The following is a 25,219-nucleotide window of genomic DNA, read 5'->3' as shown; positions in this document are numbered from 1 at the left end:
TGTGTTTTACATTTAAATATACAATACGAATTTATCTCTTCATAAAATAATCCAAATCTGTCTGATAATCGGCAGACGAATCCCCTAAAAGAAACCGGGCAAAATGATGCCATAATTTCCGTTCATAAAAATATTCCGCCATACCCCGGTATCCATGTCTATTACCGGGTAATACCAGCATATCAAAATCCTTTCCCGCTTTAATAAGGGCATCTGCCATTTTCATCGTATGTGCAGGATGAACCGTATTATCCATATCTCCTGTCACAAGCAACAAACCTCCTTTATAATTCTTAGCCAAATCCATATTTGTTTTGCTGGACGTGTAATATGTAATTTCCTCATGCTCATTACCAAGAGAATCTTTCACCATTTTTTTACGTTCCTGCACGCCATAATGAATCTCGACCCATCCTTTATTATACATGTTATTATCATGATTACCAGCAGACGCAACAGCTGCCGAATAAAAATCAGGATACGTACAAATGGCTGCAGCTGCCATAAAACCTCCCCCGGAGTGACCATAAATACCAACTTTCTTCCGGTTAATAAAAGAATAACGATCAGCCAACTGCTCTATCACGTACTTATCGTCAGCCAAAGGATAATCCCGTTGATTGCCATACCCGAAAGTATGATAATATTTGCCTCGCATGGGAGAACATCCCCGGTGTCCCACGGTGATAACAATAAAACCAAGTTGTGCCAATCGGGTATTCAACTCGTCATTGATGGTAAAACGTGTCGGGACATACTCGAAAAATGGTCCGGGATACACGCAGGAAATAATCGGATACAATTTTGTAGAATCAAAATCCGCAGGTTTCCACATCACCCCGTACAAATCGGTAACCCCATCAGTAGCTTTCACCGAAAAACGCTCCGGAGCCCGCCATCCCATCTCGTACAAGCGATCCAAATCCGGGTCCTCCAGCGTCATGATAATTTTCCCTTTCCGATTTCGAACAACGTTTTTCGGTTCCATATCCACCCGTGAATATCCATCCACGTAATAATCGCAAGAAGGAGATAACGTTATATTATGAGTCGCATTTTCCGGAGTTAAACAAGTCAATGCATTCTCCTTATCCAAATCTGCCCGATACAAGATATAGTAATAAGGATCCACCCCCTCCTTCCGTCCATACGCATAGAAATATATCTGACGGCGAACCGTATCCACTTGTAGCAAAGGACTAGCAACCCAAGCTCCCGAGGTAACCTGATTTTTCAAATTTCCATCCTTGTCGTACAAATAATAGTGCCCCCAACCACTACGTTCCGAACGGAATAATATCTCATTTCCGTCATTCAAGAAAGTAATACTCCTCATCTGATAATCCAAATAAGGTTTATTTTTCTCATGGATAAGCGATTTTACCTCCCCGGTCTCCACGTTCACCATACAAATATCTGCTTCATCCCACGTGCGCTTATACCTCTGAAGATAAAGACGTTTCCCGTCATTACTGCTATAAACAACATCTACATATTGATCCGGCCAGCGATTAATATCAATCTCCCGCACTTGCCGTGTATCGGCATCCCCGATAATCAGGCTATATTGAATAACATGTTTATCACCTGCCATCTCGTATTTATAGGTCTCCAGCTTAGGACGAGGTTCTGCAAGTACATCCACCACCCACATATCGTTCACTTTACGAGAATCCTCTCGCAAGGCATAAAATTTATTCCCCCTTTTAAACCACTTAGCTTCACAAAGGAAACGCCCATCCAATTCCCCTTCGTCTTCCCGGTTCAATGAATAATTCTTCTCGCCATCAAACGTAAGCTGCACTTCTGTCGTATCCCTACCTTTCGCCGGATTACCCACCAAATACAAATTATGACGTTTGGCAAACAACATATAAGCACTATCCGCAGAATAATACATCCAATAAGGATCTGACGTAAATTGTTTTTTTGCTTTCCAAAGCTTCAACTCTTTCGTCCGAATATTATAAGTATAATCCTGACGATCAAGATAAAATTTAAACGTTTCCTCATCCAAGAACTTCACCTCGATGTCAAAATTTCTATGATTGTAAGGCTTTCTCGTCATCTCACTCACCTTAGACACCAGCTCAGCATTATCGAACAACAACCTCTTCTCTTTCCGTTTCGGATCCACCCAATAATATTTCTTCCCTTCTTCTGTTTGAAAAGAGTAGTAAAAACAATCACTCCCTTTTATAAAAGTTGGTCTTATAAGCAATGTATTCTTTGAGATCGGAGCTTGCGTAATTTCCCGCATACGTTCCGCCAATTCGTAATTTGCCTTTTGTTGTGCAAAACTCGTAACATGAAAGGCGATGAATCCCAATAAAATAATTATCCTATTCATTTTCTATGTCCTAATTTCCAATTGAACTTTTGTAATCCGCAGAAGAATCTCCCAACAAATATTTTGCAAAATGAGCCCACAACTTCCGTTCAAAGAATAGCTCTGCGGCCCCGGAAAATCCATGATCCTGTCCCGGCAAAACCAACATATCGAAATTCTTCCCAGCTTTTATCAAAGCATCTGCCATACGGTAAGTATGCGCCGGATGTACATTGTCATCCATATCACCTGTGACAAGCAACAAACCGCCTTTATAATTCTTTGCCAAATCAATATTGGTATTCACCCGGAACTTATACGTGTACTCCGTACGATCTCCATTCACGCTATCCTTGATCACCTTCTTTTCCTCTGTCGCACCATTATGTGTTTCGGTAAACCATTTATTATAAATGTAGTTATCATGATTACCGGCAGCTGCAACAGCTGCTTTATAAAAGTCAGGATACGTGCAGATGGCTGCCGTCGACATAAAACCACCTCCCGAATGTCCAAAAATCCCCACTCGCGTAGCATCAATATAAGAATAGCGATCGGCCAATTGCTCGATAGCATATTTATCATCCGCCAAAGGATAATCTCGCAAGTTTCCAAAACCATAGGTATGGTAATATTTTCCCCGCATTGGTGAACCTCCCCGGTGTCCTACGGCAATAACAATGAATCCAAGTTGTGCCAATTGAGTATTACGACCATGAATAAAATCAAACTGAGTTGGCACATACTCGTAAAAAGGACCCGGATAAACGGAAGATATTATGGGATAATGTTTCGTGGAATCAAAATCAAATGGCTTCCACATCACGCCGTACAAATCCGTAACGCCATCTGCCGCTTTTACTTTAAAACGTTCCGGAGCTTTCCACCCCATCTCTTGCATTCGGGAAATATCGGCCTTCTCCAAATCCATGATCTTTTTCCCATGCTTGTTACGCAGAACTACGTGAGGTTCCAAATCTACCCGTTGATAAGTATCAATAAAATAATTAAACGTTTTAGACCAATCCACAGTATGAGTTACATTATCAAATGTCAGTTGCTCGACAGAATTCGGTTTATCCAAACTGGCTCTGCACAATGTATAGTAATACGGATCTATATTCTCATCCTTACCCAAGGCGTAAAAATAGAGTGCACGTCCCACCGTGTCAATCTCGCATATCGGACCGGCCACCCAATCCCCGGAAGTGATTTCATTTTTCAAATTCCCCTCCCCGTCATATAAATAATAATGTCCCCAGCCGCTACGTTCAGAGCGGTACACGATATCCTTACCATCGTTTAGGAAGGAGATACTCACCATCTTAAAATCCATAAACGGCTTGTCAACCTCATGAACCAACACCTTTACTTCCCCGGTAAGCACGTTTACAACACATAGTTCTTTTTCATTATACGCCCGGTTTGTCCGTTCAAAATAAATTCTTTCCGAATCTTTACTTGCATACAGCACTTCAAAATACTGATCCTGCCATCTGTCAATATTAAACTTGGTAATCTTCTTCGTTTCCAGGTCTATCACCAACAACTCACTCTGCGATATTTCCTTATCGCCCGGCATATCATACTTGTAAGTTTTCAACGTGGGACGAGGTTGTGACAGGCTATTAATCAGATACAAGTCTTTCACCTTTCGAGCATCCTCTCTCACCGCATAGATTTTCTTTGAATCTTTAAACCATTCAGCAACAGCTTCCACTTCTTCATCGGATTCATCCATCTCTTTAGCAAAAGTAAAATTCTTTTCTGCATCAAAAGTTAATTGTACTTCCGTGGAATCCTGTCCCTTATTCTTGTTGCCCATCACGTACAAATTGTGATTTTTACAATACAAAATATATAAACTATCCGGAGAATACTTCATCCACGAAGCCCAACCAGACCATGGTTTCAAGGAATCAATCTTTTCCACTTTCCCGGTTTTGATCGTGTATTGATACTTCGCCTCATCAAACTCAAAAGTAAATGAACGTTCCTTCTTATCGAACTCGATAGAATGTAAGGATAAATCCTTTGAATTGTATGCCTTACGAGTTTCTCTACTTATCTGGGCCAATAAATCGTCGTTATCAAACAACAATCGTTTTAGTTTCTTCGCCGGGTCCACGTAATAATATCTTTTCCCGTTACTATCCGAGAAAGAATACCAAAAACGATCGGAATTATTGATAAATTCAGGATGGATCGCCATACTATTACCTGAAATTCCCACGATTTCATGTTTCTTATATCGTTCCGCCAACTTATAATTTGCCTTTTGTTGTCCGTTCGCCAACAAGGAACAGACAATCAACACCACGCATATTATTATCTTGTTCATCTTAATTCTCTATTTGCAATTCCACATCTTCCATCGTACTCTCGTCCCCTAACAAATATTTCGCAAAATGATACCACAATTTACGCTCAAAGAAAGCATCTGCCTTTCCCCCGAAACCATGCCCGTTACCCGGCAACACGATCATTTCGAAATTCTTCTTTGCCTTAATCAAAGCATCCACCATACGCAATGTATTGGCAGGATGCACATTTTTATCCATATCTCCTGTCACCAACAACAAATGTCCTTTCAGACGTTTTGCCAATTCCATATTCGTCGGGACCTTACATGAATAGGTGTACACCGTACTATCCTGCCCGTCTTTCCCTTTCACTGTCTTGACCGCTTCCTTCACCCCGTGATATATTTCAGACCATCCCCGGTTAAAAATATTATTATCATGATTTCCCGCGGAAGACACGGCTGCCGTGTAGAAATCCGGATACGTACAGAGTGCCGCAGTTGACATGAATCCACCCCCGGAATGACCGAAAATACCCACCTTGGAAAGATCAATATAAGCATATCGATCAGCTAACTGTTCGATGGCATACTTATCGTCTGCCAAAGGATAATCCCGTAATTTTCCATACCCGTAACGATGATAGAATTTACCCCGCATCGGGCTTCCTCCCCGATGTCCCATAGATACCACGATAAAACCGAGTTGAGCCAGCCTCATGTTATAACTATCATCCACACGGAAAGAAGTGTTCACGTACTCGAAAAACGGACCGGGATACACGGAAGAAATAATCGGGTATTTCTTGTTCGGGTCAAAATCAGCAGGTTTCCACATAATCCCATATATATCCGTCAAACCGTCAGCTGCCTTCACGGTAAAACGTTCGGGGGCTCTCCATCCCAATTCCTTCAAACGTCGGGTATCGGGTTTTGCCAATTCCATGATCACCTTTCCCTGATTATTCTTCAAAACAATTTTCGGTTCCATATCCACCCGTGAATAAGTATCCACAAAATAACGTTTAGAAGATAAGAATGAAGCCCCATGTTGAGCATTCTCCGGTGTCAGCAAGGTAACCCCTTCTTTATCGATACTTGCCTTATAAAGCATATAATAGTAAGGATCAACCCCCTTCTCCCGTCCGAAACCATACAAATAAATAGCACGTCCCACGGTGTCGATAGCAGCCACCTGTCCGGCCACCCAAGGTCCTGAAGTTATAACATTCTTCAGACGTCCTTCCCCGTCATAATGATAATAATGTCCCCAGCCCGTGCGCTCCGAACGGAACAAAATATCTTTCCCGTCGTTCAATATTACCGTATTCTGCATATGATAATCCCGGTAAGGTTTGTCTACCTCGTGAATCAACTCCTTCACCTCCAATGTCTCCGTGTTTACCACGCAAATATCAACTTCATCCCATGTACGTTTAAAACGCTGAAAGAAAAGCTTGTCTCCTTTTTCTCCGGGTTGGAGAACCTGAATATACTGATCTGTCCATTTATCAGCCGAAACCCGATTGGCAGTTTTTTTCTCGATATCAATAATCCATAATTCGTACTGGCATAAATCCTTCTCTCCCGGCATCTCATACCGATACGTTTCCAACGTCGGACGCTTAGTCAAAGAATTAATAACAAACATATCTTTCAACTTTCGGCTATCTTCACGTACCACGTAAATATGTCTGGAATCCTTAAACCAACGAGCATTTGTTTCCGCTTCATCTTTTTGATCATCTTCCGGATCCCGGGCAAAGGAATAATATTTTTCCCCGTCAGTTGTTAACTGAACTTCCGTGGTATCCACGCCTTTAGCTTTATTACCCCGTATATACAAGTTATGACCTTTCGCGTACAATATATATTTCCGATCCGGGGAAAAGGTCATCCAAGAATAAATCACTTCGTCATCCTCCTCTGAATGATCTTTTTTCTCCAAGGCCTGTACTTTCTTTGTCTTAAAGTCAAATTCATAACGACCATCCATAGAAAAGGTCATTTTGGTCAAATCTTTGGAAAATTCCATATTGGAGATTCTCAAATCCTTCTCATTATAGCCTTTCCGGGTAATCAGACTAACCCCCTGTGCAATATCCGTATTATTAAAAAGCAAACGTTTCTCCCCTTTTGCCGGATCGACAAAATAGAAATTCTTTCCCTCTTCCGTGGTGAACTCGAACCAGAACTTATCCGTATCGTTAATCTGTTTGGGAAACACGCTCATACTATACTTCCCGATTAAACTACCAAATGAAACATTCCGTAACTTTTCTGCCAATTTATAATTTGCTTTCTGCTGAGCTTCTCCCCCAAAAGTAAACAATAATAATGACAACAAAACCAATATCTTATTCATACAATTAAATGATTTACATACGATTAACTAGCAACACACCCGCTTTTACAAACAACAAAAGAGAACTCAAAGGGAGCATAGCTCCCTTTGAAATTCTATCGACTAAAACAACATGCTTAATACATACTAGATGCGCCCGGCTTATTTCCTTGACCAAACTTATATTCGATATCTACAATCTCCCCGAAGCCGTCTTTATGATACAACTCCACTAATTCCATTACCTCTAGTTCGCTATCATACTTTACTTCAAAAACATAAACCTCCCCGGATTTCAATGCTACCGCCAAATGAGCATTCACCGTACCATAGTATGAATCATAATCCTTCACGGCAAGACCTACAATTTCCGAATTGAAGTGCGGAAAAGAAGACAAATTAATTATTCTATTTTCCCAATAATCATAAAAGTGTAAGCGATCACTGGAAGCCACAAGCAACCATTCATGCCAAGGGAATAGAGCCATACATTTATAATCAACCATGATAGAAGCAGGTATTTGACCAGATTCACTACCTTCCTCCATCAAACGGAATTTATCATTTTCCTCCCGATAATCCAATTCATAATAATGCCATAAATACACACCATCTTGATCAAGAATTGAAAAATAGGCTGGCGGAGTATAATAATTTGCCTCGTTAGCCCAAGCATGAAAAATAAAATCTCCTTTTACCTCTTTTAAAAGATCATTCTCGTAATCCTCCCTAAACTCCGCACAAGCTCCCACATTATTCAAGGGACCTATCACATAATCGGTTGTATTATAAATACATTCTCCATCATTCACTATCCCGAAATACGTATTATTTTCGTCGATACCAACAATCAGATAATTATCTTCACCTTTATAATATGGCAATAACGTCTTCACCTTTTTCCCATTTAACGACGGATCTTTCAAATAGAATCCTGAATGCAGATCAATCGCAACGGAAAGATTAGCCATATAAATGTAATTATCAGAATTCAGAAGCCACTTCCCGTCAAATGTCAACACGGCATCCACTGGATCAAAACGATCCGGAATCCCATCAAAAAATTCATTTCTTGCATATCCCACCGGGGTCAATTCATTTCCGTCCAACTCCACCGGTCCGCTTTCCTGCAACACCATGACCTCATCTTCAACCTGCATCCCGATTGCTGTCGGATAGATGAAATTCTCAACCAACTTACGAGGCCCCCGCCCCAAACTCGGTACCACATTTATATTTTCTCCCACATAAACAACAGTATCTCGGGATACTTCCTTACCATCAACAATCTCGCTTATACTCTGCTTTTTTGACAGGATCATGGATAACTGGGATTCATTACCGGCAGACCTAGACAATATCATCCAACCGTTTTTCCATGAAGCAACCACACTTACGGTAAGCTCTTTCGTAAATGTAACATTCGTTTTATTATCAGTAGCACAAAACAACAAAGTAAATTTCCCGATCTGATCTGCCTTATAAGTATAGTTTAACTGATCTGACAATAAGGTCATTTCCTCTTCTTCACCCAAATACCAAGCATACGATGCATCTGGATTTAAAGTATCAATAGAAAATCGAACCTTCGGCTCAAGCAATATCTCTTCACCGGGATATAACGTGTAACTACCAGCGACATTACTTACTCCATTACGATCCCAATTTTCAAAGTCATTCAAATCCTTGTAGTCATAGTTGCTCTTATCATCCAAGCAAGCCATGACTGACAACAGAATAAAAATATATATCAAACTTTTTTTCATACTCTATCCATTTTTACCCAACTGCGGGAATAACTATTTTATTACCATTCTCGTCTTTTAATGGAACTTTGCCATTAGCGATATTCTCGGGATCATTATTAAATTCCTCTACTCGACGTTTCAATCGTAAGGAATACTTTTTCAACACCAATTTATTTTGGCCGTCAAACTCCACCCCATCCTTTGCTAATTCCTCCAAAAACATCGTGTATTTTGTTTCCGAATATTCACCTAAATAAATCTGTTCCGCAATGTTATAAAAATTCTCCGGTCCACCGTAACCGCCATCCCACACGGTCCACCAAACAGGACGAACTAACTTCGAAGAAACCAAGAATATGGCACGACTGTAATTAACCTCTCCCTCTTTCACAAATTCCGTTTCGTCCACTTTCAACATCAACCGACACGTTTTCTCTTTCAGTATATCACCATCCAACAACACGATTTCAATCGTGTCCTGCAATTGCCCTGCCGGAAAAACACATTTCTCCGGCAATATATATAAATCGGAAGGTAGCGTAGTAAAATTTTCGTCTGCAGACACCGTGTATTCTTGATCCTCTCTCGCCCAAACACCGTCGCATTTCATCGGTATCTTCACGTGAATCTCTCCACTAGGGTAAGCTTTAAATGAATACGTTGTACTATCTTTCGTTGCATCTGTAGCAAAATATACATAAAGTGTATTATCGGAATATTCCATGATTCCTTTCTCACTACAAGCAACCAACATGCACATCCATGCAAATAAAAACAATATATTTTTTTTCATAATCATCACAAATTAGTTTCAACATCCGGAAGTGGTACCACAAATACATTCTCAGAAGCAACAACAAAACCTCCGTTTTCCTTCGGAATATTCTTATTCAAACGTTTATAAAGAAAATACGTCTGTCCTTCTCCTATCCATTCCCGACGCATATCATTAATCAACAAATCCATAAATTCATCAGATTGGGCATTCGTAATTTCTTGTACGGTCACATCCGTCTTTTTCAATCCACGTTGCCCTTTTATATACGATAAGTAAGATTTAGCCTTCGTCAATCCTTCCGCTCCCCGCTTACACAATATCTCTGCAGCAATATAGTACACCTCACTCATCCGAATAAAAGGTACGATATGCTCAGAAACCTCTATTACCCCAGCCGTTGCTCCTGAAGTCGATGCATCGTATTTCATAAATCGATAATAGCTATGTTCATTGTCCATATCTTCGATCCAATACTTGAAACGATAATCATTGCTTGTCATTATAGTCCCGTTATCCCCTTTGGAAGTTGTCAGATCTTTACCAAAATAATTCTTTTCTACTTCCAAGATTGATAAATACTTGGCATTTTTTTTATTTTCCATAGTATTGATCTCCTTATTATAATCCAACAGATCAATAACATGTAACCCGAATATCACGTCGGAATAACACTTCCGATCTCCGTAATAAAATCTATCTGCTAAAGCAAAGGCTCCTTTTTGGGCAGCAAAAGTCATCACCTCCTCTGCCTGTTTCAGAGCCTCTTCTTCTTTCTGCGCATACAGATACACACGGGCTAACAAAGCGGTAGTCGCCCAGTAATTAAGATGAAATCCCCGACGTATTAAAAACATAGTCTCACCAGATCCTGCAGTCTCAAAATTGTCCGACCGACTAAAGGATTTCGCTGTATCGAATTTCCATAATAATTGCTTTGCATCGATCAGATCCTTGGCAATCAATTCCAAACACTCATTCACCGTTTGGGGATTAGAAATATAGGACGGGTAAGTATTTACATAAGGGATAAACTTACGGTCACCCGGATTCGTAGAGGGAGCCGGAGCAAATAAACGCAGCATATCGAATTGTATAAATGCCCGCAATGCCAAGGCCTCACCCCAGATCATAGCTTTCTCCTTTTCTTTCCAACTAAATATTTCGGGATCGGCATGTTCTATCTGTTGTATTATATTATTACAATTGGCCACTACATTATAAGCCTCTGTCCAAATGGAAGATAGCACAGGTTTAAAGGCATAATGGTCCCATGCATATTCATCGGCACCAAACTGCATCTCGTTTACACCAGCGGCTTTTCCATAATTATACACCTGCCCCAATGCATCCACGATTCCCCAAGTCAAATGTTTTCCGTATAAATTCCTTGACTCCATGGTAAAGTAAACACCATTTAAAGCATGCCGGAAACCTGTACCCGTGGAAAACAACTTCTCTTCACTAATCTCATCTTCCGGTTCCACATTCAACCATTCATTACATGATGACATAAAGAACGGTAAAACAAAAATTAAATACAATAATTTATTTCTCATATTCTTGACTTACTAAAAAGTTGCACGTAAAGAAAAGTTCACCGTTCTGGCGAATGGATAGCTCGTTCCTCGCTCCTGCTTGATGGAAGACAAACGGAACAACTCGCTCGTACTTACTTCCAAGCGCAGTGTCTTCAAGTATATTTTCCGAAGCCATAGCGGATCAAAATCATAGCTCAATGTCAATGCATCCAGAGACAAAACATTCTCGTCCTGCACGAATCGGGAAGTAGGCAAGGTAACACTGTTCATGTCTTTTATATCCTTCAGGGGAGCGATATCGCCCGGTTTTTCCCAACGCTGTGTCAGCACGCGCTTATCAACATTACTTCCTTGAATATCCGCATTCTCGACATTCATGATCAAGGTCTCATTGTACGTCTGTTTTCCCCATTCATAACCAAAAGAAGCAAACAACGAGAAATTCTTGTAAGTAACATTTAAACCAAAAGATCCACTGGCCTCAGGCTCCGAATCCCCAAGCACGATTTCTTCAGTTGCTTTCCATTTGTGACTGGCCTGCCCATTGCGATAGAGATATAATTCTTTACCGTTTGAGGGATCAATTCCCAATGAACGCACGCCATAGATTGCTGTTAACGAAGCTCCTTCCTCGTATTTCATGATCGGTTTGATAAAATCCGAGTATGTTTTATTGGCCTTAACCCATGACGAATTTAATGTTTGATCCTCTTCCGCAAGTTCATAATAATCATCTACTTGAGAATTATAAGCTTTCAACGCATCTGAAATTTTCAGAATTTCATTTCTATTATGATTCAGATTACCCCATAAGGCAACATTCCAATCCTTATTTTTCATTACATCAAAACGAAACTGGATATCGAATCCCTTGTTCAACGTTTCACCCAAATTACTCTTGTAAGAAGAGAAACCGGCAGATCCCGGCAAAGTTACATCCGTGATCAAATCTACCGTTTTATTGTAATAGTAATCAAAAATCAAAGAAATCCGGCTATTCCAAAATTCCATATCCGTACCGACATTCAATTTATTCGTTGTCTCCCACTTAAGATCTCTATTCCCCAATGCCTTCAAACCAACCCCAAACCCGGCAATATACCAACGATCAAACGTCCGATAAACCGTTCTGGCACTATAAGACGGAAAATTCACCTTACCGGTTTGCCCGTAAGAAGCTCGAAATTTCATGCGATTGATCACCTTACTACCATGCAAAAAAGCATAGTTATGCAAATTGACTCCCGCTCCAAACGACCAGAATGGAGCCCACTTTTGATCCAGACCGAACTCGGATGAACCGTCAAAACGCACGGACACATCTGCCAAATAAATGTCATTCCAAGTATAATTCGCTAAAAACAAAAAACCGGCCAGTCGACTAGTACTCTGAGATTTTGAGGGTTTATCCTTGATCTCCGCTGCATAATTAGGAGAATGATACTCCCCGGAAGGAAATCCCCGGTAATGACTAGAAGTACTTTCAGATTCACGAGATGTAGCATTAACTACCGCTGAAGCATTTAGAGCGTGCGCACCAAATGATTTTGATACATATACACCCACTTGAGCGTCCCAATTCGTGGATTCTCCCTTCGTCAAATAGAGATCCCCCTCCAATTCTTTTTCTTTCTGAATTTTCGCCGTCGTGTTGGAAGAAAGAGGATCAATAAAACGTTCTTTTTTAGTAAATTCTTTCGTTATGGCAATCTGACCTTTTAAATGCAAATAATTCGTGAGGAACCATTGAGCCATCAATCGGTCGATAAACACATCCCCTTTCTCGTATTCAAAATTATTTAAACGAGCTTCATACAAAGGATTATTTACACGATAATCAGTATGAGTTCTTTTTGAAAATTCCAATTCTCCTGAAATCAACGTCCCATTCTTGTCATAAGGACGATCGTAAGGTTGCAAATGAGCATAATCGGAGAAATCACCATAAGGAGATTCTTGAGCCTTGGTATAATTATACTCGATATAATTCACTACCTGCAAATTCTTAAGTCGATAATCCACGTGAAACCCCACGTTCATGACATCTCGGTAAGAATCTTTCATCACACCATTATTCTTGTTATAAGAAAGATCAAGGCCATAACGCAGATCCGCATTACCCCCCTCTATCGAAAAACTATGCTTATGATTAACGGCATTACGTAAAGGAATAGATAGCCAGTCCGTGTTCACTCCTTCCTTTACACGCAATAGCCGCTCGTTATAAGCATCCAAAGCCTGTTTCCAAGTCATATAATATTGCGGAGTGTAAATCCCGGCTTTTTGCTCTATTTCCAATTTCTCTTTTGCATCAGCCAAATTATAATCCGAAAGATCAGGCATAGAAACCGAACCTGTCAGACTGTACGAAATAGTCACTTCTCCCGGTTTCGGAGCGACAGTAGTAATCACTACAACCCCATTGGCAGCCCGGGAACCATACATCGCCGTGGCTGAAGCATCTTTCAATATCTGGATATTTTCAATCCTCATCGGGTCCATATCATACACTTTCTGCACGCTCACCTCGAAACCGTCCATGATAAAAACAGGAAGATTCGGGTTATTCTTCAAAGAAGATTTGGATAACGCATCTTTATCCAATTCTTTCACCCCGATACCGGAACGTCCGCGTATATATATTTCAGGGATAGCATTCGGATCCGATCCCCATTTATTGTTTTGTTGTATACGGAATGACGGATCAAACGTCGATAGAGCTTGAATCACGTTCGTGGCAGAAGCCTTCAATAAATCCTCCCGTTTCACGGAAATAGAACTACCGGTAAAACTTTCCTTTCTGATATTGCTATACCCTGTCACGACCACCTCGTCCATCTCTTTCACGTCATCCTTCATCGTGATCACCAGCTCTTTTTCATCATTTTTTCGATCATTACTCAATTGGTGATAAACAGTTTCCATTCCAATAAACGAAAATACCAGAATTGTACTATCCAGCTTCGGGATCTCAATTTTAAACTTTCCGTCTATATCCGTTATCACGCCCAATTTAGTTCCCTTGATTAATATGGTAACTCCCGGTAACGGCATTCCCTTCGTGTCAATTACCTTACCTTTAATTTGGCGGGATTGTTCTTGTTTTTTCTCGTCTTTCATTTGAGTAATGATAATCACATCATTCTGAATCACGTAGGATAAACGTGTATCTTTAAACAAAACTTTCAATACTTCGTCCAAAGTCGCATCCTTCACGTTCACATCACGTCTCCCATACTTCAATACCTCCTCCATCTGATACAAAAAACGATACCCTGTCTTCTGACTCATGTCCGTGATAGCCTCGTCAATAGTAACATCTTTCAAATTTAACGTCAATCTTACCACTTGAGAGGCCGCCTCGGCCTGTAAAAAAAAGACTGACACAAACAGAAAAAGAAGGCTGCGTTTTAAAATAAATCGCATCTTTTTTAATCTTTGAACTCCTTCAAAGACTTCGATTCCGTTTTTTTTCATACTTTTACATGCTTAATGATTAATAATTCTGTTTTTAATCGTTATTTAGACTCACTCACGAGCAGAAAATAGTGCCAATGTTTTCTGCTCTTTTTTATTTAAATTCATCATTCTTCAATTTTACGCACGAATACCGTCCGATCCTTTACCTCGAAATGTACCCGGGTTGCCAACTCCAACATTCTCAATATCTCCGTGAAATCCTCATACCGGGCCAACTCTCCAGAAAAATGATACTCTTTCACTTCCGGATTCTCCCAAAATATATCAATATTGTACCAACGCGCCAAACGGGTCATGATATTCTCCAGCGAATGATTCAACAACATGAATCTCCCCTCTTTCCATGCAGAATAACTACTGGCATCAACTTTACGAACGGTGAATTTTCCCTCATCATAAACAGCTTGCTCATCCGGACGAAGTCTTACACCCTGCTTGCCATTAAATACCCGTACTGCTCCCTCGTTCAAAGTCGTTTCCACGAAAGCATCATCCGGATAAGCCTGCAAATTAAATTGTGTTCCCAAAACTTCCACCGACATCTTATCGTTTGCATTCACAACAAAAGGACGTGAAGCATCTTTAGTAACTACGAAAAAAGCTTCTCCTCGTAAAAAGACATCACGTTTCCCCTTACCAAATTTCACCGGGAAACGAATTTCTGAATCAGAATTCAGAAAGACCTCCGTGTTATCGGACAAAAACAATTTATACTCCCCACCCCGAGGTACTCGAATCGTATTGTATTCTAACACATCTTCTTTCCCTGCACCTTCATTCTCCTTGTAAGACACTTGAACTCCATCGTTCTTGGCAACCATTCCCCCTCCCAACGTGATCAACTGTACAGAACTATCCTGCAGAACAATCTCATCCCCCCGGGAAGTCACTAAAATAGCTTTAGCTCCCCCCATCTCCACATGAGCCGCCACCTCTACTTGTTTCACCTTCGGCTTTTTATTGAAACCCCAGTACAATCCTATTCCTACAAGCAATATCACAGAAGCTGCCACACCAATCTGCCAAGAAGAGAATAAAGATCTACGCTTTCTTTGTCCGGCTAATTGTTCTTTCAAGGCATCCCATGTATGTTCTACATCTAAACGCTTCGCATACATATCCCTGGTAGAAAAATTTTCTACCTCAAGAATGCGCCGATATAAATCCTTATTTCTTGCATCCTCCTCCAGCCAAGCATTCAGTTTTTCCTCATCCTCGGGCAGGATAACTCCCATTAACTTTTTAGCTATTAAACGGGATATTTTATAATCTTTAGGACACTCTACCATACAAACGTTTTATTACATTTCTATACATAGAACGACAAATTCATCTTAAAGGATGAGTGAGCTTCCCGCTTTTTTTTAATTATTTTCCGCTAAAAACACCAAAAGAAGATAGAAGTAATCCTTTAAAACCTCACGAAGAGTATCCATTGCCTTATATTTCAACGACTTGACTGTATTTACAGAAATACCCAAATTTTCGGAAATTTCTTTATTCTGTTTTCCTTCCAAACTTAATTTTATAATTCGTCCACTCTGGGCAGGCAAGGTGTCAATAGCTTCCATCACGATCCTGTAGGTTTCCTCCTCTATTAAAATATCGTGAAAAAAGTACTCGTTACCGGCAGCACTCAATCCTTCCTGAAGTGGTAAATTTTTCCGGCTCCTCAAATAATCAAAGCATTTGTTCCTGACAGACACGTATAAAAATATATCTGCCGTCTCCCGAAAATCATAAGTTTCCCTTTTCTCCCACAAGCGAATAAATATTTCTTGAACAAGATCCTTCGCCACATCCTCATCCTCAACAATACGACGAGCAATCATGCACATGGACAAGTAATATTTTTTGAAAAGCATTTCGTAGGCATCAATATTACCTTGACGAATGGATTCAAATAATTTATCATCGTTATTTTGATCACTATCAGACATGATTATTCCATTTACCCCAAAAACTCTCTTGAGGTAACAAAAATAGAGAAAAAAATGAGAATAACAATCACAACACAAATTCCTAGCATTCTTATCTCCATGAATTTTAACTCATAATCATATAGATTACGTTTTATTGGGATAATATGACTTTTTATGAAAATGATTCGTACTGTCTTCTCCATATAAAAAAAATAAGTCTATAAATAGAGAAAATCTGGGTGCAATATTAAAATTCACACCCAGACTTTCTATTTTAACCTACACTACAGCACTACCGGAATTTCCACTAGTAGTAGTGATCCGTCAAGAAACAAACTCTCAATCGTCCATCTTTATCACCATAACGCCCATAATCTTGTTTTTGATACAAATCCCGCATTTTCTTTGGAAGATAGTACTCCGAATCACTGGGATTATTCAAATACTTATTATACATACCATCCATAGTTGTGTAATAACGATATGATAATTCATTCATCTCACACCCTCTCACTGCTCCGAAAGTAACATTTTCATCTGTCACGCTCCCCGTTGACATGAAATTCGCTCTACAAAAACACGATAATAATTTATCGTTTATTGATACAAAATCAGCAAAATCTCGTAAAAAAATAATCTTCAATTCTTTGGAAAATCTATCTCGTACATTCTCCTCGATTTTACTATCCAAAGATTTAAAGCGCTCTGTTAAAATAGTAGTGATAATCGGGAGATAGCACCTAAACGTCGCCTAATAACCGCCCTACAACCAGACAATTTCCGGAATCACCCCCTGAAAAATCTCCTTAGACGGGTTAATTGAGAAAAATCATTTTCTACCAACTTTGTAAATTAAAAAGAGGTGCCTAAACTCGTTAGACACCCCCAACTGGTTGCATTTATTGAATATGAAAAGTAGGTTTGTATTTCATCTCGCCTCAGATATATTCCTACTTTGTTCTTTGAATAATTACTTTCGTATGAAAGAAACTCCCTTCTATTGTTCTAAGTTCATTTTAATAGTACTATTCTCAAACAATTCCTTCAAGCTATTCACATCTGCATGATAAATCTTATCATCTACACGATAATGAACCCAAATTTTCGTTCTTTCCCAATCGTAACGGTATTCTTTACGCAAACGTAACGTGTATTTGCCATCTTCAGTAATCGTCATACTACCGATACGGGGAGATCCTCCTTCCACCTCAAAAGTGACAAAACCATCCTTGGGTACAGGAGAATATGACTTACCATCTTCACTGAATTCTATCGTTCCTGTAATCGGCGTATTAGCAATTGTAAATGATTCATCACTAAAAATCACGACATTTTCATCCGCAGATATGGTGATTTCTCCTGCACTCACGATAGACTTCGTTTTAAATGGTAACACTTTATGTTCTCCCGTTTGATCTGCAGGTCCCATTCCCGGATTCACCTGTACATTACCATTATCAACATCTTTAATGGCTACATCATCTGTACCATTCCGATTTTCATCCCGTTTAGCCTTTACAACATATATAAATCGTCCCTCAACATTAGGATCCTCCTTAAATATCTCTTCCGGATAGGCGCTTCCCCTTCTATTATCATCAATCTCCAGCATCGGAGCATCAATATAAACCTTAAATTCTGTTCCAAAAGGATCTGCAGACTTGTTATCAGTACCACGGAAACTCGTAATGTCAAATTCCAAATCAACCTCCTGCCCAACTTCGTAACTCCACTCTCCCGATTCATTCGCATTTATCGTTAAGTTTCCATTCTTCAACTTTCCTGAGAACTTAAATGGATCATTATTTGCCAATTCGAAAGTAATCGAACGATAATGATTTCCTTTATATTCATAACCAGCTTCTGGATTCGACTCACTTGACGCGATACGAATTACTTCTGCACTATTAGGTCTATCTGTTTTTAAATAAATCTTATAATCGCTCTTTCCTTTTTGAACCGGAGTAAATGAAAATACTCGTCCACCAGTCCCCCACGTTCCCTCATCAATAGGTTCAAAATGACACTCCTTATTACCCGCACCGCCAGGAATATCCTCATCATCATAGCGAGTTAAGTACTGAGAATAAAGCAAAAATACATCATTCTCGCTAGAAACAACAAGATCATTACCTCCTCCTTCTTTCTCTTCTCTCAATTGCACATCAAAAGTTACCGGAGCGCTCACCTTTTGTGGCACCAAACAATAATACACGGTTTCCCCATCCGGCATTTCATCTCCTAGGTTCGAACCATTCACGCCAATCAATCCTCCAACTGAAATATAATAATTATAGTCACTAAACGGGAATACCTTCTCTAAAGTAATAAAATGCTCCGCTTCAATAGTTAATGTTCCATTTTTATAAGCATCACCCTCCTTTTCAGGTTTCAACACGGTATTAAAATAAACACGTTGTACCCCTGTATGTGTTGCCTCGTAAACAAATTTAAATTTCCAAGGATCGTTTTCACTAAATTCATCAGGATTACTAATAGATGTAATTGTTGCCAACTGTTGTCCTGTTGATTGCCGAATATTCAACCAATCGGCACCAATTTTCACCCGTAAAGGTAACAACTCTTCAGGAAAATCCTCCGGAATAGTGAACATCAATGTCACCGGCTGTCCCTCCACGTTACCATAAATTTGAGCCGAAGTCCATGTGGGTTCAAATTTAAATTCTCGTACAGTAATTACCTTAATTGTACGCCGTAATTTACCGGCCTTTACCTGAATTATTCCTTCACGTTTCGTTTCGTTCTGTCCCAACTGATTCAATGTAATTGTCAAAGTACCTATTCCGGTATTATTATCATATACATTTTTAATCTCAGAGGTTGCCACGGTCGTACCTCCGCCAACCCAAGTAGCAAGCACTTGACCAGTTGTCTCTGGTCCATACTCCCCATCCCCATTTTTCACCTCATATCTATATGTCAAATCCACGCTACGAGTAGTCGTACCTAAATAAACTACAAAAGTTTCATCTACAATCAATCGATGAGTCCCATCACTTACCTCGTTAATATCATCCGGAACAGAGATCCACACGTTATTGGTGGGTGTTCCATCCAATGCTTCTGCAAAAGAATCATAACCATAAGACAAGGGACCTACGATCTCAATATTATACGAATGATTCCGCCGGATCGGTAAAGGCTCCGACTCTTCATCCAACAACAATACCCGATAATATTTTCCATTCTCACCATGCAATATGACACTCACAGGATCCGAAAGCTCGTTCTCACACTCCAGGATATACTTTTCATCCAAATTAAACGAACCATCCTCAGTACCCTCTAGATGAATCTGTTCGTCATTAGCTGGCAAAGACAGGTAACCTTTTACACCCGGCGTCCATTCAAAATCATGTGTTTCTGAATTATAAGGAGCTACCGTACCGAAAGCATGCGTGTTATGCGTTGTGAAAGCATCTATATTAACATAGCTATTCTGAGGATTTTTCACCGTAACTCGTGCTTGATTACGGACCATAACAATCTTTTTTCCTTCTCGTTCCAAAGCCACGGCCATATTATCCTCTCCCTCCTCACATGCCACTCGTTGCCAATAAATCATTCGTCCCGAGGAAGCAATCAAGGTCGCCATCAAATCCGACTCGTGCTTTCCACCCATTTCAGATTCATTAAAATCCGTCAAGTTCTGGTTCGCCACAAAGTGTATAATTTTCGTGTAATCCGGCACGATTGCACTAAAAGACCCACTTAACGAGGCATTAACATTAGGATCAATAGGATCTGTTACAATTTTCGCCTCAACGGTTGTAATAAAAGACCCTGATGCCGAGAAACAATACAACACCATATCTTGAATTCCACGCCCATCAGAATCCACACTACGTGTTGATACCTGTTGCATATCAGGAACGTTTGTTCCAAACTGAATCGCCAAATATCCTTCTGGTACTTGTTGTTCTCCCGTACCACCCTCCAATTCATCCCGAGAACACGCCGCTGTTACTATTACTAGTAAACAAACAGCAAATTTCCATATTATTCGCTTTATCATAGTCTTCTATTTATTTATTTCTTTATTCACGTAATGATCCCGAACACAACGGATAGCATTGCCTGTAGACGTAGAGTGAGGATTTACAACAAAACCTCCCGCACTCATATATTCTGGAGCATTTAATAAATATTCCATTGCTTCTGTTCCTTGATCTGAAGTTCCTTGATAACGCATGATAATTAACAATTCAGCTTTAGTCGGTAATCTCCAATCGTCTAAAACCACTGGTTCTAATTCGCGGCCACTCGCATCTTTCAAACGACGTCCTTTTTCATCTCGGGGATAATAAACCTCTACATAATTCGCACAATGACTCGCTGCTTGTTTATAAGCTACTTCATCATCATCCTCTGGTAAATCTCCCGAAATAAAACCTAAACGAGATGCAATCATAAATGATGGAGAAACTAAATTATTATTAGCCTCATCCCTTTCTGTCCGTCCCAAAGCATCCTTACGAGGGATACCCAATTGATAGGTCACATTCGGATGGATCCTATCAAATTCCTCATCTTCTGGAAACTTCGGCAAAGCCGATGAAGTTATTTGAACATGATACATCCGCGGATTTTTTTCGCTCCGAATAGTAGCTTCTCTTATTTCCCCCCACCCCCAATAATACCATGAAATATCATAATTAGATTGGTTTCCATAACCTTCTGCAGAAGGTTGTTCAGCAACTTTAGAACCAAAATACTTACTTCTAAGATTATAATCATCATCATATCCCCAAGTATCATTATTACTATTGTATGTTGTTGCTGTCACATATCCATTCCCTTTATTTTCACTTTCATAATTAAAACCAAAATCTTTTCTATAAGAGTACCATCCAAAATAATATGTAATATATTCCTGTGGATATTGCTTAACCATCACGGTAATCGGCTCACATTCTTCATCCCCATTCCATACCTTAAATTCAATATAACGAATTAAATTATTCGTCGGTATAGGACTCTTTATATTCAGATTGCCATTAAGACCTTCATCCGGGGTAATCTTAATTTCATTGAGAACTTGTCGATCCGTCACTCTCGTTTCTGTTCCATACTTATTATAATAATAAACTTTAAGGGATCCATCAACTATTTTCACTTCACTTGATGATGAAAAAGCAATAGAAGTATTATCATCCGCCATATTATGCAATTCCAACTCGTCTCGATTCAATGTAAGATAATGCGGTAAAGCATCAGCACCAATCTGAATATCTAAATCCTCCCATGACACAACCTCGTATTCAATATCTTCCAAATTCGTATCCTCACCCTCATTCTCCGCTCCTGTTCCTTTCAGTGTTACCCGCACCCGGTAAAGATGATTAGGCTTCAACATATTTGTCTTAGAAACAGGTACCGTATAATAATTCTTGTCCACGACCTCATCAACTCCACCATCCGCAGACGTCTTCATATAAGGAACTCGCACAACCAAGTGTGTCATTTTTTCATATACACTTCCACCTGTTGACCAATCATTCGAGTACGAATAAGTTGTCATCGTAATTGTCTGAACCTCTTTCCCATCAACAGTTTCTTTTCCAAATTTCACATTTCCCGCATAAGGATCAGCTTTTTTCAAATCCGCACTAGGCAATACACCCATATCAACATCCGGCAACACGTAAGAAACCCCTTGCCAATTATTCAAACGAAAAGTATTTGAATTACTTGGCGGTGCAAACTGGAACCAATCGCCATCCTCGTTAGCCCCCTCGATCAACACGACCTCAATTTTAGCAGCCGCACGTGCCAAATTAATATTAATTTCCGTGTTAACATCTGCATTTCCATCATTCAATTCCACATTATCCACATTCCCGCTCATCAAGAAACTTCCATTTTCTTCTGTTGGATCTATCTCATTTAACGGATTCTCTGTTGTTGAAGTTTCCGTTACCTGTCGTAACTCCGTGAGATTTTTTATCTCACTTAATGGTTTACTCGGATTTGTACTATTTGCAACCAAATAGATAGAATAAGTAGGTTTGACAAAAGCAGATTTCGGTTTTTCTAATGTCACGGTAGCACCATGGGGTTCCACTGATTCATAATAAAAAAGTTCTCCCTCATCAAAAATAAATACATCCAATTTCTCTACTTTACTTTCGACACTAGTTCCATCTTCGGATGCTCTAGATTCTATTGCCTTATCTGAAGCAAATCTTAAAATAATACGATCACTTCCATCGTTCGAAACAGTTAACTGTTCCCCGCTCTTGTCGCAGCCGACGAGAAACACGACTGCCAACAATATACTGATAATATGATTACTGATTCTATTCATACAATCTTGCCTTATTCATAATACATTACTTCGTCGATTGTTGCTCAACACGCACAATCTTAATCAACGTTTGAGAATCCGATCCCCACTTCTTATCAGTATTAATCAACAAAGGTTCAAATTCTCCGGTTAAAGAACGGGAAGTAATTTCTAAATATGTCACGTCGCCCACCTTGGAATCCTCCGTCGGCCATATCGTAATAATATACTCCCCCTCATCAATAGCACTATCGGGCATCAACATTTCATCGGCTACCCGCATTACAGCCATCTTGAATCCCACGGCATTTCTTAAAGTTGGTGTCCACTGTTGCTTACTATTCATCTTGAATCGAAAATTCACCGCCCCTTCTCGATCACGAGGCAAAACGGGATCTGTTACAGAAACCCATACATCCGTATTATCCTTATCACCATCAAGAGTACAATTATATGACGGATGTCCCCCCCCATCTAACTCATAAATATTTTCAGTTTCCCAAGGTAACACCTTATACGTAACAATTACTGTCCCTCGGTAATCCACCCAACATAATACCTGGTAACACTTTCCTCGCTCGATTGCCGGCAAATACACTTCCTTTGTCCTCTCGTTTCCACCATTCACCGTGTACACGATCTCTATCACGTTTCCATCATTATCACCCGGTTGATCAACATTGTTATCCTTGCTCCCATAAGGATTTTCAAACAGAAAAACATTACCCTCCATGAGTAACTCGTAATCATCCGCATTAGTTGTTTTGTTCTCCAAAGTTTTAGCTACAACACCATTATTTTTCAAATTAATCGGTTTATCTGCCGGATAACTACCCACAGCCTGTAACTTATCAAGTGACACCGGAAAAACATAATTCTTTTCTCGCATACCATTTCGCAATACTTTGGCACTCTTCACCACCAATCCATCGGAATTCACGTTCGGTCCTTTCGCAAAATAAAGCTCCAATTTTCCCGCAGGATAAGACAATTTTAATTCTACTGGCTTATCTTTATTAACAATCAAATGCCCCTCATGACCTTCTGCTTCATTTTCTACACCACCGCTCACGGCAATCTCTACCTCTTCTCTACACGTCAACGGAAGTTTTTCATCATTAATGACAGAAGTAAACGCTATCTGCTCCAAATCTGCCCGAGACATATTCTTACTAAAATCTTGCCCACGTTCATACTCCACAACTTTATCATCCGCAATAGCGTAAAACGCTATTTCCTGTTCACTCATCGTTTTCTGGACTACATCCATCATAAAGCTACCCTTTTCCTGCTCAGAAGAGGTTAATTCATGATACCCGACCTGCTCCTCTCCCCAAAACGCATACACTTTCAGTGAGGAAATTTCTATGTCGCTCCCGTCTAGTTTGGCCCGCGAACCAAGATTCACACGCACCCCAAGTGTATCCTCTGTTGTTTTTCCGGACATATCCTCATCAGTACAACCCGAGAACAAACCACCGAGACAACCGCCAAGCAATACGGTTAAAAATATTTGTTTCATATTTTGCATAATCATCTCTTTTAAAATTCAGGTTTAACATCCGGAACGACAAACCAATCCGGCACTCCAATTTCCACACCTACTGACTTGAATTCGAAATGAATTGGAATCAACACCTCATGTTTACTGCAATCAATTTCCGGATTTGCTCTTAGAAATTCCGCCAAATTTATTTTAGCAATCTCATTTCCATTAACATCCCGCACACACACGTCAACAGCCGAATGATCCGAATGACGCATTATATTGGATAGGGCATTAAATTGCCCGTCACTATATTCTGTATCAAGTTTATAATCCACAGGATTACCACCTGCCTTATTCTCGAAGTTCGTATAGGGTAAAACACCGCACACTTCTAGCGACAGGTTGGACTCAGCCGGAACTCCAGCCACTTCCACAAGCACTTTATAATGCGAACTCGCAAAAAGAAGTTCTCTATTTTGATCCTCTTCCGTCACCGTCAATTCCAACGATGAATAGTAAAGCGGATCATTACTGGATATTGTCTCTTTCTTAAAATATCCTGGGGCTGCACAATAAATCTTGTCACAATCCCCGCAATACAGGTCATTCACCTGATCTTTTATCAAGTTTCCAAAACAGGTAACCCGGTATGTTCCCGGTTCCAACTCTGGTAAACAAACACTACGTTGTGCCAACTCATCTTTAGTTAGCTCTCTCGTTGTTACAAGTTGTTCGTTCTTGTCGAAAACATACATCACAACGCGCTCGATCTTCTCGTTAAAAATCTCGGCAGTACCGTCGCCCTTGTAACTCAACGACAAGGTGTTCACGCTGTATTTCGGGCAATCATCCATATCCTCCTTGATACAACTACTAAACATCCCTACCGCCAGCAGCATGAATAATAATTTATTGAATATCTTCATATCTGTATGTTTTACATCATATTTTATAGTTTGAAGAAGAAGGGAGGAGTCCGAAA

The 25,219-nt window shown here is 39.9% G+C and carries 14 protein-coding genes; all 14 read right to left on the bottom strand.

Features of this window, described 5'->3' with window-relative positions:
* Positions 1-31: 31 nt before the first annotated feature.
* Complete coding sequence (locus tag F1644_RS13495; RefSeq protein ID WP_118303118.1) at positions 32-2,350, bottom strand: S9 family peptidase; 2,319 nt, start codon at positions 2,348-2,350, stop codon at positions 32-34.
* Positions 2,351-2,360: 10 nt separating this feature from the next.
* Positions 2,361-4,670, bottom strand: coding sequence for a S9 family peptidase (locus F1644_RS13490; protein WP_118303116.1), 2,310 nt, complete (start codon positions 4,668-4,670; stop codon positions 2,361-2,363).
* 1 nt (position 4,671) lies between these two features.
* Positions 4,672-6,996, bottom strand: coding sequence for a S9 family peptidase (locus F1644_RS13485; protein WP_168044463.1), 2,325 nt, complete (start codon positions 6,994-6,996; stop codon positions 4,672-4,674).
* A gap of 116 nt (positions 6,997-7,112) precedes the next feature.
* Positions 7,113-8,741, bottom strand: a complete 1,629-nt coding sequence (locus F1644_RS13480) for a PKD-like family lipoprotein (protein ID WP_087419430.1) — start codon at positions 8,739-8,741, stop codon at positions 7,113-7,115.
* A 13-nt stretch (positions 8,742-8,754) separates the two neighbouring features.
* Complete coding sequence (locus F1644_RS13475; RefSeq protein ID WP_158572002.1) at positions 8,755-9,516, bottom strand: DUF4843 domain-containing protein; 762 nt, start codon at positions 9,514-9,516, stop codon at positions 8,755-8,757.
* A 5-nt stretch (positions 9,517-9,521) separates the two neighbouring features.
* Positions 9,522-11,057 (bottom strand): RagB/SusD family nutrient uptake outer membrane protein, encoded by a 1,536-nt coding sequence (locus F1644_RS13470; protein ID WP_118303112.1) that lies wholly within the window; start codon positions 11,055-11,057, stop codon positions 9,522-9,524.
* Between the two features lie 12 nt (positions 11,058-11,069).
* Complete coding sequence (locus tag F1644_RS13465) at positions 11,070-14,516, bottom strand: SusC/RagA family TonB-linked outer membrane protein (RefSeq protein ID WP_373291421.1); 3,447 nt, start codon at positions 14,514-14,516, stop codon at positions 11,070-11,072.
* A 107-nt stretch (positions 14,517-14,623) separates the two neighbouring features.
* Positions 14,624-15,808: a FecR family protein gene (locus F1644_RS13460; protein WP_118303108.1), complete on the bottom strand. Its 1,185-nt coding sequence runs from the start codon at positions 15,806-15,808 to the stop codon at positions 14,624-14,626.
* Between the two features lie 75 nt (positions 15,809-15,883).
* Entirely contained in the window at positions 15,884-16,459 is a 576-nt protein-coding gene (locus F1644_RS13455) for an RNA polymerase sigma-70 factor (protein WP_118303106.1), read from the bottom strand.
* Between the two features lie 289 nt (positions 16,460-16,748).
* Positions 16,749-17,132 (bottom strand): S46 family peptidase, encoded by a 384-nt coding sequence (locus F1644_RS13450; protein ID WP_118303104.1) that lies wholly within the window; start codon positions 17,130-17,132, stop codon positions 16,749-16,751.
* A gap of 306 nt (positions 17,133-17,438) precedes the next feature.
* Positions 17,439-20,477 (bottom strand): hypothetical protein, encoded by a 3,039-nt coding sequence (locus F1644_RS13445; protein ID WP_118303102.1) that lies wholly within the window; start codon positions 20,475-20,477, stop codon positions 17,439-17,441.
* 6 nt (positions 20,478-20,483) lie between these two features.
* On the bottom strand, positions 20,484-22,769 hold the full coding sequence (gene fimD / locus F1644_RS13440; RefSeq protein WP_118303100.1) for a fimbrial tip adhesin FimD: 2,286 nt from the start codon (positions 22,767-22,769) through the stop codon (positions 20,484-20,486).
* Positions 22,770-22,794: 25 nt separating this feature from the next.
* On the bottom strand, positions 22,795-24,279 hold the full coding sequence (locus F1644_RS13435) for a hypothetical protein (protein ID WP_118594337.1): 1,485 nt from the start codon (positions 24,277-24,279) through the stop codon (positions 22,795-22,797).
* An 11-nt stretch (positions 24,280-24,290) separates the two neighbouring features.
* Positions 24,291-25,163 carry a FimB/Mfa2 family fimbrial subunit gene (locus F1644_RS13430; protein ID WP_118303096.1) on the bottom strand — a complete coding sequence of 291 codons (873 nt, stop codon included), beginning with the start codon at positions 25,161-25,163 and terminating at the stop codon, positions 24,291-24,293.
* Between the last annotated feature and the right edge of the window lie 56 nt (positions 25,164-25,219).

This window comes from Butyricimonas paravirosa (assembly GCF_032878955.1).
In the GTDB taxonomy this organism is placed as follows: Bacteria; Bacteroidota; Bacteroidia; order Bacteroidales; family Marinifilaceae; genus Butyricimonas; species Butyricimonas paravirosa.
The sequence above is the reverse complement of the archived record's forward strand: the minus strand, read 5'-3'. Positions and strand labels throughout refer to the sequence as shown.

Excerpts from the sequence above, each read along its gene's own strand:
- F1644_RS13495 (WP_118303118.1), bottom strand. The coding sequence starts at position 2,350 with ATGAATAGGATAATTATTTTATTGGGATTCATCGCCTTTCATGTTACG.
- F1644_RS13435 (WP_118594337.1), bottom strand. The coding sequence starts at position 24,279 with ATGCAAAATATGAAACAAATATTTTTAACCGTATTGCTTGGCGGTTGT.
- F1644_RS13470 (WP_118303112.1), bottom strand. The coding sequence starts at position 11,057 with ATGAGAAATAAATTATTGTATTTAATTTTTGTTTTACCGTTCTTTATG.
- F1644_RS13480 (WP_087419430.1), bottom strand. The coding sequence starts at position 8,741 with ATGAAAAAAAGTTTGATATATATTTTTATTCTGTTGTCAGTCATGGCT.
- F1644_RS13485 (WP_168044463.1), bottom strand. The coding sequence starts at position 6,996 with ATGAATAAGATATTGGTTTTGTTGTCATTATTATTGTTTACTTTTGGG.
- F1644_RS13430 (WP_118303096.1), bottom strand. The coding sequence starts at position 25,163 with ATGAAGATATTCAATAAATTATTATTCATGCTGCTGGCGGTAGGGATG.
- F1644_RS13455 (WP_118303106.1), bottom strand. The coding sequence starts at position 16,459 with ATGTCTGATAGTGATCAAAATAACGATGATAAATTATTTGAATCCATT.
- F1644_RS13460 (WP_118303108.1), bottom strand. The coding sequence starts at position 15,808 with ATGGTAGAGTGTCCTAAAGATTATAAAATATCCCGTTTAATAGCTAAA.
- fimD (WP_118303100.1), bottom strand. The coding sequence starts at position 22,769 with ATGAATAGAATCAGTAATCATATTATCAGTATATTGTTGGCAGTCGTG.
- F1644_RS13465 (WP_373291421.1), bottom strand. The coding sequence starts at position 14,516 with ATGAAAAAAAACGGAATCGAAGTCTTTGAAGGAGTTCAAAGATTAAAA.
- F1644_RS13490 (WP_118303116.1), bottom strand. The coding sequence starts at position 4,670 with ATGAACAAGATAATAATATGCGTGGTGTTGATTGTCTGTTCCTTGTTG.
- F1644_RS13475 (WP_158572002.1), bottom strand. The coding sequence starts at position 9,516 with ATGAAAAAAAATATATTGTTTTTATTTGCATGGATGTGCATGTTGGTT.
- F1644_RS13445 (WP_118303102.1), bottom strand. The coding sequence starts at position 20,477 with ATGATAAAGCGAATAATATGGAAATTTGCTGTTTGTTTACTAGTAATA.